The organism is Streptosporangium nondiastaticum (genome assembly GCF_003011965.1).
Lineage (GTDB): Bacteria > Actinomycetota > Actinomycetes > Streptomycetales > Streptomycetaceae > Streptomyces > Streptomyces nondiastaticus.
Map to the genome: position 1 here is coordinate 66,379 of NZ_PXWG01000019.1, position 11,810 is coordinate 78,188.

At 70.9% G+C, this 11,810-nt stretch carries 7 protein-coding genes; 1 reads left to right on the forward strand and 6 read right to left on the reverse strand.

Annotation, left to right across the window (positions count from 1 at the left end):
• The 3 genes from B7P34_RS11200 to B7P34_RS11210 form a co-directional block, all read right to left on the reverse strand.
• The gene (locus B7P34_RS11200) at nucleotides 1-1,725 is read right to left on the reverse strand and encodes a protein kinase family protein (RefSeq protein WP_106675699.1); all 1,725 of its coding nucleotides are present in this window, start codon (nucleotides 1,723-1,725) and stop codon (nucleotides 1-3) included.
• A gap of 109 nt (nucleotides 1,726-1,834) precedes the next feature.
• Nucleotides 1,835-4,066, reverse strand: a complete 2,232-nt coding sequence (murJ, locus tag B7P34_RS11205; protein ID WP_106675700.1) for a murein biosynthesis integral membrane protein MurJ — start codon at nucleotides 4,064-4,066, stop codon at nucleotides 1,835-1,837.
• 45 nt (nucleotides 4,067-4,111) lie between these two features.
• Entirely contained in the window at nucleotides 4,112-6,421 is a 2,310-nt protein-coding gene (locus tag B7P34_RS11210; protein WP_189382678.1) for a DUF6049 family protein, read from the reverse strand.
• A 207-nt stretch (nucleotides 6,422-6,628) separates the two neighbouring features.
• On the opposite strand from B7P34_RS11210, the gene B7P34_RS11215 reads away from it, so the two are divergent.
• Nucleotides 6,629-8,104, forward strand: coding sequence for a CCA tRNA nucleotidyltransferase (locus tag B7P34_RS11215; protein ID WP_106675701.1), 1,476 nt, complete (start codon nucleotides 6,629-6,631; stop codon nucleotides 8,102-8,104).
• Between the two features lie 74 nt (nucleotides 8,105-8,178).
• Here the strand turns inward: B7P34_RS11215 and B7P34_RS11220 are convergent, their stop codons facing one another.
• The 3 genes from B7P34_RS11220 to B7P34_RS11230 form a co-directional block, all read right to left on the reverse strand.
• Nucleotides 8,179-9,444: an MFS transporter gene (locus tag B7P34_RS11220; protein ID WP_223267735.1), complete on the reverse strand. Its 1,266-nt coding sequence runs from the start codon at nucleotides 9,442-9,444 to the stop codon at nucleotides 8,179-8,181.
• 90 nt (nucleotides 9,445-9,534) lie between these two features.
• Nucleotides 9,535-10,617, reverse strand: a complete 1,083-nt coding sequence (locus tag B7P34_RS11225; protein WP_106675703.1) for an inositol-3-phosphate synthase — start codon at nucleotides 10,615-10,617, stop codon at nucleotides 9,535-9,537.
• Nucleotides 10,618-10,666: 49 nt separating this feature from the next.
• Entirely contained in the window at nucleotides 10,667-11,254 is a 588-nt protein-coding gene (locus B7P34_RS11230; protein ID WP_030366826.1) for a PadR family transcriptional regulator, read from the reverse strand.
• Nucleotides 11,255-11,810: the final 556 nt, after the last annotated feature.

Sequence of the window (11,810 nt, forward strand, 5' to 3'; positions counted from 1 at the left end):
TCAGCCGGTGAACTTCACGTTGGTGATGCCCTGCTTGTAACCGGCGCCGGCGTAGGTGTCACTGTCAGCGCCAGAGTAAGGCGCCGCGGTGATCCACAGGAGGACGTAACGGGTCTCCGGGAGCTTCTCCAGAGAGAGATTTACCGAATCGGTCGACGTGCTCTTGGTCTTGAGCTTCTTCATCGACTTCAGCGACTCGGAGCCGGAAAGGGACTTCGCCGCGTAGAGCGTGACCTCGGTGTGGTCGCCGCCGTAGAGCAGCTTGATGTCCGCGGCGCTGATCTGCTGCTTGGTGCCGAGGTCGTAGATGATGCCGACGCCGCCCTTGTAGCTCGCCAGGGAGGGGCCCTCGTTGTAGGTGCGCGAGCGCCAGACTTCCTTGCGGCTGTCGTTCTGCGTGTAGGTGTTCTTCACCCGGTCCGCACCCTGCGGAGATCCGTCCGGGGCGAACTCCTTGGCGTCGACGATCTTTATGGGTTCGCCCGTCGGCTTCGAGCCGTCGTCGCTCGTCGAGTCGGAGATCTGTGGGCGGTCCTCCTGCCCGTCCTTGAGGAGGGTGTCCGCGAGCTGCCAGCTGGCCAGGCCCAGGGCGGCGATCAGCAGGGCGGCGACGCTCCACTTGAGCGCCCGGCCCGTGCGGCCCTGCAGCGGGGGCGGCGGGGGCACCGGCATGGGGCCCGTGGCAGCGCCACCGTGCGGCGGCTGCTGGCCGTAGGCGTGCGGGCGCGGGTAGCCGCCCGGCGGCGGGGTGAAGGACGGCTCCGGGGGCCGGATGCGCGGCATGGCGGCGACGGCCTTGGACAGCTCTTCCGGCGTCGTGCACGGCTGCTCCTGCCGCGACGCGGTGGAGCCGCCGCCCGCGAGCGCGCGCATGGCGAGCTCGGACAGGCCGCGGTGGACGCCGGCGCGGACCTGGTCGGGGGCGATCAGGCCGACCCCCTTGGGCAGGCCGGGCAGGCCGTGGGCACTGTCCTCGTACGGCCAGCGCTGGGTGAGCGCGGCGTAGAGGAGCGCGCCGATGGCCTCGGTGTCGGTCTGCTGGGGGCGGTCGGACGTGATGCCCCGGAGGGCGGCCATGACGGCGAGGCCGCGGATGCGGTACTGCCCGGTGCCCGTGCGCAGCACGGAGCCGGGGTGGAGGCGCAGGTGCGCGAGGCCCTCGCGGTGGGCCGCCGCCATGGCCTGGGACACCTGGCTCACGAGCTGGTAGGCGTCGTGCGGCTCCATGGGGCCGGCGGCGAGGACGTTGGTGAGCTCGGTGGCGTCGGGCAGCCACTCGTGGACGACGTAGACCAGGTCGTTCTCCTCGACGGCGTCGAGGACCTGGACGAAGCGGGGGTCGCCGAGGAGGGCGGCGGAGCGGGCGGCGGCGAGGACGGGACGGGCGCGCGGGTGGTCGGCGGGCAGCAGGTGGACGCCCACGGCGCGGCGGAGCTTCTCGTCCACGGCACGCCAGCTGCTGAATCCCTCCAGACGGGTGACGCACTCCTCCAGGCGGTACCTTCTGGCGAGCTTGTGGCCGCTGTGCAGCTCGGGGGCCCGGTCGTCGCGCGCGGGCTTCCCGGCGCCCGTCTTCTTGCCGTCCGGGCGCCCGGTGTCCTTCTGGGTGCCGGCCTTGATCGCGGCCTCCGCCCCGTCGGCCGTGGCCTTGCCCGCCTTGGCGGTCAGCGGCTCACCGCCGCTGTTGCCTGCCACGTCGACGGCAGCTGTGCTCCGTTCTGCCACCGTCGTTCCTGCCTCCCCATCCGTTGCACGCTGTCCACGGCCAAGACAATTGTGCCCACAGTCCGGCGCTATGCACGACACACGGCGGCGGGCGAAGGTTGTGCTCCCGTCAGCGTCCGAGGCGCCCGCGGACCATACCGACCATGGCCGTCAGCTCCTCGATCCGCATGCGCTTCGCGGCGACGTAGAAGACGGCGATCAGGATGAGACCACCACCGATCAGAGAAGCGAGCGAACCGAGCACGCCCCTGCCGAGAACCTCGCCGATCCCGTAGGACACGGCCCCGCTGATGAGGGCAGCGGGCACGCACGCGCCGGCCAGGCGGGCGTACGTCCGGATGACGCGCGAGCCGTCCAGGTCGCCGCCGAGCCGGGTACGCAGCCTGCGCCACGCCACACCCACGCCGACGGCGTAGCCGAGACCGTAGGAGAAGGCCATGCCGGCGACGGCCCAGCGGGCGGGGAGGACGAAGTAGCTCAGGACGGAGGCGGCTGCGAAGACCGCGGAGCAGATCAGCGTGTTGTAGAAGGGTGTCCGCGTGTCCTCGTAGGCGTAGAACCCGCGCAGGACGACGTACTGGGCGGAGAACGGGATCAGGCCGAGGCCGAAGGCCATCAGGATGAAGCCGATGTTGGTGGCGCCCTCGACGCCCGAGCCGCCCGAGAACATCAGCGTGGACATGGGGACGCCCAGGGCCAGGAAGGCGAAGGCGCACGGCACGATGGCGACGGCCGAGGTGCGCAGACCGTGGGAGAGGTCGTCGCGGACGGCGGAGGCGTCGCCGTCGTGGGCCGCGCGGGAGATCCGGGGGAGCACCGCGGTCATCACCGAGACGGTGATGATGGCCTGCGGCATCTGCCAGAGCTGCAGCGCGAAGTTGTACGCGGTGATGCCCGTACCGGTGTGGTGGGCCTTCTCCGCCAGCGCACCGGCCTTGGTGGCGAGCTGCGTGACGACGACCATGCTGAGCTGGTTGGCGAGGACGAAGAAGAACGTCCACTTGGCGAGGCCCGCGGCCTTGCCGAGGCCCTGGCCGCGCCAGTCGAAGCGCGGCCGGATCCGGAAACCGGCGTCACGCAGGTAGGGAAGCATGGCCAGCGCCTGGACGACGAGGCCCAGCAGCGTGCCGATGCCGATCAGCCGCACGCCCTCGGCCGGGATGTTGGTCGCGTCGACGTGGCTGCCGGTGAAGGGACCGAAGGCCCAGATGAACGAGCCGAAGGTGGCGATGATGATGATGTTGTTGAGGACCGGGGTCCACATCATCGCGCCGAACTTCCCGCGCGCGTTGAGGATCTGGCCGAGCACCACGTGCACGCCCATGAAGAACATCGTGGGCAGGCAGTAGCGGGCGAACGCCACCGCCACGTCCATCCGGTGCGGGTCGGCGGCGATGGTGGGTGACATCGCCTGGATGAAGAGCGGTGCTCCCAGCACACAGACCGTGGTGACACCCGCCAGCAGCACGACGACAAGGGTCAGGAGGCGGTTGGCGTAGGCCTCGCCCCCGTCGTCGTCGTTCTTCATCGCCCGCACGAGCTGGGGGATGAAGACGGCGTTGAGTGCACCGCCGCCCACGAGGATGTAGATCATCGTCGGCAGGACGTTGGCGACCTGGTAGTCGTCGTTCAGCGTGCCGACGCCGATCGCCGCCGCCATGACGAGGTTCCGGCCGAAGCCGAGAAGCCGGGAGACCATCGTGCCCGCCGCCATCAGCGCGCTCGACTTCAGCAGGCTCGCGGCCTTGCCGCCCTTGGCCTGGGGGGCCGGCGCGGACTCCGGCTCCGCGGCCGGCTCGGCGGCCGGCACCTTCGGCGGCGGCACGGGGGAGCCGTACTGCCCGGGCGCCGGGATCTGCTGCCCCGGCGGCCGCGGCGGCTCGTAGGGCTGCTGCTGGTCGCGGTAGAGGTGGGCGAACGCGTCCCGCCGGGGGCCGCCGCCCTCCCCCGGCCGGTCGGCGAAGCCGTCCACGGCCGCGAACGGCTGCGTGGCGTCGGCGTCAGCGGAGGACGGGAAGCCGGGCGCGCCCTCGGGCCGTCCGGAGGCCGGGGGCCACGAGTGGGAGCCGGTGCCGGGGCCCTGCTGCGCCGGATGGGTGTTGCGGTACGCGCCGGGCGGCGCCGGGGGCGCGGCCTGGTCGTACAGCGCGTCGCTCACCGGGTCCTGGGCGGCCGGGTCGTGGCCGGGGTAGGGCTCGGAGGCGTAGGCGTCCCGCAGGTAGGGGTCCCGGGCGTACGGGCCCTGGCGGGGCGTGCCGGGGGCAGGCGGGGGCGGCGGGTACTGACCCCGCTGCTCACCACCCGCGCCCTGCCCGCGGTCACCGTCGTACGGCGCGTTCATCGCTACCCCACCTCATCGTCCGCGGCCGGCCGGCCCCACTACGCGTCAACGTTCCACTTTCTCACCCGAGCCGGATGGCTCCGTGTCATGCGATCCGGTGTCCGGGGCCGGGTCACCCGGCTGCTGCCCCGGCCGGCCGTCGTCCGGGCCACCGCTCGCCGGCCCGTCGCCGTCCGCGCCGGGCCCGCCACCGTCGGCCGTGCGGGCGGCGGACCGCTTCCGCTTGATGTAGATGCGGAGCCCCGCGAGGACCAGCAGGAGCACCCCTCCGGCGATGACGAGGAGAACCATAGGGGTGATGGACGTGACATGCACAGTAAAGAGGACCGGGTCGCCGTAGGGCTGGCCCTCGTCCGTGTACAGCCGGGCCGTCACCCGCACCGGGCCGTTGGCGTTGGCCCGCGTCTCGAACTTCACCGACTGGTTCTGGCCGCCGTTGATCTTCACCGGCTGGGACCGGTCGATCTGCAGGCGGTTCGTCTGGCTGGACTCCAGCACCAGGTGGAGCCCCTCGATCCCCTGCAGCAGGCCGTTGTGGACCGTCATCGGGATCGTCGCGCTGCGCCCGGACAGGGTCACGTCGGACTTCTTGATCAGCTCCACCCGGCGGGTGAGCCCGTACAGATAGGACTGCACGGACTCCCGGAACTCGGCGGCACCCTTGGGGTCGCCGCGCCAGGAGGTCGACATCTCGCGCATGATCGCGCTGCCGAAGGGGGTCACCACGCGGTCCTGCGAGGTCAGGATGACCTTGAAGCCGTCCAGGGTCGCCTGGGTCTTCTGGATCTCCTGGAAGGCCTTGGTGGAGAGCTCCTGCTCGCGCAGCCGGTCCGGGTACGAGCCGGAGCCGGGCACCTGCTGGTTCGCGTCGGGGTCCGGCTTGGCGGCGGCCGCGTCGCCCAAGTTGAGCGGCTGTGTCCAGCGGCCGTCGGAGATGCCGGCGAGCGCCGCGGCCATCGCCTGGGCCTGGCTCGCGGTCGGCATGCGCTGCGGCGCCACGACGATGCTGCGCTCGTTGTCCGGCGCCTGCCGGTTCACCAGGAGGCTCTGGGCGGCGAACCGCTGCACGGCGAGCGAGTACTCGCCGGCGCGGACGAGGTCGCCCTGGAAGCCGGTGGACATCCGGGCGTCCGCCACGACGGCCGTGTTGCCGCTGCCGATCTGGCGGGCCGCGGTGGGAGTGTACGAGGTGTGGTCGCGGAAGCTGTCGCTGCGGGCGATCACGTTGTGGGAACCGGCCGAGGTGGCGACGTCGATGACCGACGAGTCGACGGCGCCGTCGACGGGCCACGCGAAGTCCGTGCGCGGCTTCACGCCGAGGATCGTGTCCACGGTCGTCGAGGCGAGCTCCGTGGCCGACTGCAGGTGGCTCAGGGAGCCCGAGACGTCCTTGCCGTGGTGGGCCAGCGACGCGAGGTCGGGGTCGCCGAAGGGCAGCGCCACCACCTGGTCGCCGGCGACGGCGGTCTGCAGCTGGCTGAGCCACTGCTTGGCGACCGCCTGGCCCCGGCCCGGGGTGTTCTTCCCGTCCGGCCCGCCCACCCGGTACGCCTTGGTCATGGCCTCGACCGTGGCCAGCAGGTCCGGGTCGATCACCCAGGTGATGTGCAGGCCCTTGCCCAGGGAGACCAGCTGCTGCAGCCGCCCGCCCGGCGCCAGCTCCGCGGCCAGGTCGTCGTTGGGGAAGATCGGCGTCTGCTGCTGGTCGGACTCGGTGCGCGCCGTCAGGTGGGTCGCCGAGATCAGCGGCCACAGGAAGGTGAGCTGCGTCTTCTTGCCCTCGATCCCGGAGGGCTGCCAGGGGAGCAGGGTCCGGCCGATGCCCAGCACCCGCTCGGACCCCTGGTCCGCGGTGTGCCCGGACAGGGAGACGCCCAGCTGGTAGACCGCGTCCTTGCTCAGGTCCAGGTCCTTCGCCGGCAGCGAGATGCTGAACTCGCGGCTGGCCCCCGGGGGGAGCCGGTCGAGCTTCTGGGTGTGCTTGCCGATCTCGGCGCCGTCGGTGCCGGGCGAGAAGGGGGAGCGGTTGCCGATCTCGTCGGCGTCGACCCGGCTGTTGAGCTGGCCGCCCACCCGCAGGCCGACGTGCGCGTCGGAGACGGTCGAACCGCCGTTGTTGGTGACGGTGCCCGAGACGGTGAGCGTGTCGTCCGGCTTCGGCGCGACGGGGGTCAGCGTGTTGATGGAGACGTCGACCTGGCGGGAACCGGCGGACTCGGCGCGGGCGGGCTGTGCGCCCGGCAGCTGCACCAGTCCGAACAGCAGCGCCGCGCCCGTCAGCAGCGCCGTGAGGAGCCGGGACAACCGGCAGGCAGAAGCGGAGGTGGTCTCCTGGATCTCTGCCGCCTCGGCCACGCGCTCGCCCGTCCCTCGTCGTCGTCAGTGGTCGTCGGTTGTGCGTCCACGAATGGTAACGAGGCCCGCTGTGACGAAGTGCCGTGGACCGCTCCACAAGATCGCGCAGTCGGCCCGATGTCCCAGCTGCGCCCGCTTTGTGTGGCCTGCGCCATGCGTCCGTAACCGGGAGGCCCCGGGGCGCGCAGCCACGTACCCTCTTCTGTTGTGCCGAACGCCAACAATGACAGCCTGACCCAGTCGTCGACCAACGAGCTCAACCACGTGCAGCGCCGTGCCGTGAGCGAGCTCCTGCGGGTCTCCCCCGTGGCCGACGACCTCGCCCGCCGATTCCAGGAAGCCGGGTTCACGCTTGCCCTGGTCGGCGGATCCGTACGGGACGCGCTGCTCGGCCGGCTCGGCAACGACCTGGACTTCACGACGGACGCCCGCCCCGAGGACGTCCTGAAGATCGTCCGGCCCTGGGCGGACGCCGTCTGGGAGGTCGGCATCGCCTTCGGCACCGTCGGCTGCCGCAAAGCGGACTTCGATATTGAGGTCACGACATATCGGTCGGAAGCCTACGACCGGACCTCCCGCAAGCCGGAGGTCTCCTACGGCGACTCCATCGAGGAAGACCTCGTCCGCCGCGACTTCACGGTGAACGCCATGGCCGTCGCGCTGCCGGAGAAGGAGTTCATCGACCCGCACAACGGCCTGGAGGACCTCGCCGCGCGCGTCCTGCGCACCCCCGGCACCCCGGAGGAGTCCTTCTCCGACGACCCGCTGCGCATGATGCGGGCCGCCCGCTTCGCCGCACAGCTCGACTTCGAGGTCGCGCCCGAGGTCGTCACCGCGATGACGGAGATGTCCGGCCGGCTGGAGATCGTCTCCGCCGAGCGGGTCCGGGACGAGCTCAACAAGCTGATCCTCTCCGACCACCCGCGCAAGGGCCTGAAGCTGCTCGTCGACACCGGGCTCGCCGCCCTGGTCCTGCCCGAGCTGCCCGCCCTGCGCCTGGAGCGCGACGAGCACCACCGCCACAAGGACGTCTACGAGCACACGCTCACCGTCCTGGAGCAGGCCATCGCCCTGGAGGCCCCGCGCGACCAGCCCGGCGGCGGCCCCGACCTGGTGCTGCGCCTCGCCGCCCTGCTGCACGACATCGGCAAGCCGCGGACGCGCCGCTTCGAGAAGGACGGCCGTGTCTCCTTCCACCACCACGAGGTGGTGGGCGCCAAGATGACCAAGGCGCGCATGACCAAGCTCAAGTACTCCAACGAGCTGGTGAAGGACGTCACCAAGCTGGTGGAGCTGCACCTGCGCTTCCACGGCTACGGCACCGGTGAGTGGACCGACTCCGCCGTGCGCCGGTACGTGCGGGACGCGGGCCCCCTGCTGGACCGGCTCCACAAGCTGACCCGCTCCGACTGCACGACGCGCAACAAGCGCAAGGCCAATGCGCTCTCCCGGGCGTACGACGGTCTGGAGGAGCGCATCGCCCGCCTGCAGGAGCAGGAGGAGCTGGACGCGATCCGGCCGGATCTGGACGGCAACCAGATCATGGAGATCCTGGGCGTGGGCCCCGGCCCGCAGGTCGGCAAGGCGTACAAGCACATGCTGGAGATGCGGCTGGAGCACGGCCCGATGTCTCACGACGAGGCCGTCGCCGCGCTCAAGGAGTGGTGGGCGGCTCAGGGCTGACCGCTCCGGCACGTGCCTGTTTCACGTGAAACCGAGGGCCGTGGTGTTTCACGTGAAACACCACGGCCCTCGTCCTATGCGTCCGCGCGCCGCCGGAGGCCCGCGAGCGCGACGGCGACCACCGCGTAGAGCACGGCGACGGCGGACACCAGCAGGCCCGAGCGGCCGTCGGGCGGCAGCATCAGGGCCGCCACCCCGGCCGCACCCACGAAGGCGACGTTGAAGAGGACGTCGTAGAGGGAGAAGATCCGGCCCCGGAAGGCGTCGTCCACCGCGGCCTGGACGATCGTGTCCGTGGCGATCTTCGCGCCCTGGGTGACGAGGCCGAGGACGAAGGCGGCGATCAGCATGGGCACGCGCTCGAAGGGCAGGCCGAGCGCGGGTTCCAGCACCGCCGCGGCGGCCGCGCAGGCGATCATCCAGCCGAGGCGGCCCAGCCGGGACACCGCCCAGGGGGTGACGAGGGCCGCCACGAAGAACCCCGCTCCCGATACCGCGACGGCGAGCCCCAGCAGGGCCAGGCCCGCGGACTCGGTGCCGGCCCACGCGTAGCGGCAGAGCATCAGCACGGTGACGGTCAGGGCGCCGTAGCAGAAGCGCATCAGGGCCATGGCGCCGAGCGCGTGGGCGGCCGTGCGGCGCTCGGCGAGGTGGCGCAGGCCCGCGGCCAGGCCGCGCGCGGTGCCGGTCAGGGCCTCGCCCAGCCGGCGGGCGACCGGTGTGTCAGGGCCGAGCAGATCGATGGGCATCAGCAGCGAGGACATCGCGGCGCACAGGTAGAGGCTCGCGCCGAGCAGGACGACCAGGGCGTCGGCCCCCGTGCCCGCGGGGGCGGCCAGGCGCACGGCGAAGGCGAGGCCGCCGCCCGCGGTGGCCGCCAGCGTCCCGGCGGTGGGGGAGAGCGCGTTGGCCATGACCAGCCGCTCGCGCGAGTCGACCACGCGCGGCAGGGAGGCGGAGAGCCCGGCGAGCACGAAGCGGTTGACCGCGGTGACCGACAGGGCGGAGACGTAGAAGAGCCAGTCGGGGACGCGCGCGACGATGAGCACGGCGGTGACCGTGGCGAGGGCCGTGCGCAGCAGGTTGCCGTGGAGCAGGACCTGGCGGCGGCGCCGGCGGTCCAGGAGCACCCCGGCGAAGGGGCCCAGCAGGGAGTACGGCAGGAGGAGCACGGCCATGGCCGAGGCGATCGCCGTCGGGGACGCCTGCTTCTCCGGGGAGAAGACCACGTAGGTGGCGAGCGCGACCTGGTAGACCCCGTCGGCGGCCTGGGAGAGGAGCCGGACAGCCAGCAGGCGGCGGAAATCGCGAAGGCGGAGCAGGACGCGAAGATCACGCACAACGGGCATGGTCACAGCCTCACACAACGCGCAGGTCCCCGGGCGGACAACCCGGGGACCTGCGCGAGGAGGGGAACGGAAGCGGAACGCTTAGCGCTCGACCTCGCCCTTGATGAACTTCTCGACGTTCTCGCGGGCCTCGTCGTCGAAGTACTGCACCGGCGGCGACTTCATGAAGTACGAGGAGGCGGAGAGGATCGGGCCGCCGATGCCGCGGTCCTTGGCGATCTTCGCGGCGCGGACGGCGTCGATGATGACACCGGCGGAGTTCGGGGAGTCCCAGACCTCGAGCTTGTACTCCAGGTTCAGCGGGACGTCACCGAAGGCGCGGCCCTCGAGGCGGACGTAGGCCCACTTGCGGTCGTCGAGCCAGGCCACGTAGTCCGAGGGACCGATGTGGACGTTCTTCTCGCCCAGGTCGCGGTCGGGGATCTGGGAGGTGACGGCCTGCGTCTTGGAGATCTTCTTCGACTCCAGGCGGTCGCGCTCCAGCATGTTCTTGAAGTCCATGTTGCCGCCGACGTTCAGCTGCATCGTGCGGTCCAGGATGACGCCCCGGTCCTCGAACAGCTTGGCCATCACGCGGTGCGTGATGGTGGCGCCGACCTGCGACTTGATGTCGTCACCGACGATCGGGACACCGGCCTCGGTGAACTTGTCCGCCCACTCCTTGGTGCCGGCGATGAAGACCGGGAGGGCGTTGACGAACGCGACCTTGGCGTCGATGGCGCACTGCGCGTAGAACTTCGCGGCGTCCTCGGAACCCACGGGGAGGTAGCACACCAGGACGTCGACCTGCTTGTCCTTGAGGACCTGGACGACGTCGACGGGAGCCTCGGCGGACTCCTCGATGGTCTCGCGGTAGTACTTGCCGAGGCCGTCGAGGGTGTGGCCGCGCTGGACGGTGACGCCGGACGCGGGCACGTCGCAGATCTTGATGGTGTTGTTCTCGCTGGCGCCGATGGCGTCCGCGAGGTCGAGGCCGACCTTCTTCGCGTCGACGTCGAAGGCGGCGACGAACTCGACGTCACCCACGTGGTAGTCGCCGAACTGCACGTGCATCAGACCCGGCACGCGGCCGTTCGGGTCGGCGTCCTTGTAGTACTCGACGCCCTGCACCAGCGAGGCGGCGCAGTTGCCCACGCCGACGATGGCTACGCGAACCGAACCCATTCCGGTTGCTCCCTGTTAGTACTCGACGAAGCCCTGCGGAGTGCAGGGCTCACTGGTCCGGACCGGTGCGCTTGTCACGCCCGGCCCGCTCGCTCTCGATCAGCTCGTTCAGCCAGCGGACCTCGCGCTCCACGGATTCCATGCCGTGCCGCTGAAGCTCGAGGGTGTAGTCGTCCAGCCGTTCCCGGGTGCGGGCCAGGGAGGCGCGCATCTTCTCCAGGCGCTCCTCCAGACGGCTGCGGCGGCCTTCCAGCACGCGCATCCGTACGTCCCGCGAGGTCTGCCCGAAGAACGCGAAGCGGGCGGCGAAGTGCTCGTCCTCCCACGTGTCCGGACCCGTGTGGGCGAGGAGCTCCTCGAAGTGCTCCTTGCCCTCTGCCGTCAGGCGGTAGACGATCTTCGCTCGTCGTCCGGCCAGGGACGCCGCACGAGCGTCCTCCGGAGCGCTCCCGGGCTCCTCGACCAGCCAGCCGTTCGCCACGAGGGCCTTCAGGCAGGGGTAGAGGGTGCCGTAGCTGAACGCACGGAACACCCCGAGCGAGGTGTTCAAGCGTTTCCGCAGCTCGTAGCCGTGCATCGGGGACTCGCGGAGCAGGCCGAGGACGGCGAACTCGAGGATGCCGGAGCGTCTGCTCATGTTTCGCCTCCTTGTCGCACACAGCCTAGTCCTTGTGATCCCTAGTCCCTTTTTGGTCCCTTTTGCCGACGCCGAGCCGACCTTTATGCCGAGCTGATGTATCGACTCGATACATCCAGACGATAGAACGGCCACCTGCACGCGACAAGAGGGGGCACGGTGAACGAGGTCACATCACCGATTCGTGGGACACAACCTGCCTGAATTGGAGTGAACATCCGGAGTCGGCGCGATTTGGCCGTGCGTAGTCTGTGCGCCATGCAGACCAGCGGGAACCGAGTGACGGCGACAGGCGTCCTCGTCCCGTATGCAATGCGCCCGGTTGCCTCAGGCAGCCGTCCGGCGCATCGGGGGGAACGCAAGCCACCTGCCGCTTCCAGGCGATAGTGCCTGCCCGAGGAGTAGTCGTTCGATGAGCGAGCACCGCCGCAAGCCGCCGCAGCAGCCTCAGGGCGGCGGACGAGCCGCGGCCAGGCGCGCGGCGCAGCAGCCGGGACCCGGCCGCCGTTCCGCGCCATCCAGCAGTTCCGCCGCGCGGTCCGGCCGCGGCGAGTCC

Excerpts from the sequence above, each read along its gene's own strand:
- murJ (WP_106675700.1), bottom strand. The coding sequence starts at position 4,066 with ATGAACGCGCCGTACGACGGTGACCGCGGGCAGGGCGCGGGTGGTGAG.
- B7P34_RS11225 (WP_106675703.1), bottom strand. The coding sequence starts at position 10,617 with ATGGGTTCGGTTCGCGTAGCCATCGTCGGCGTGGGCAACTGCGCCGCC.
- B7P34_RS11230 (WP_030366826.1), bottom strand. The coding sequence starts at position 11,254 with ATGAGCAGACGCTCCGGCATCCTCGAGTTCGCCGTCCTCGGCCTGCTC.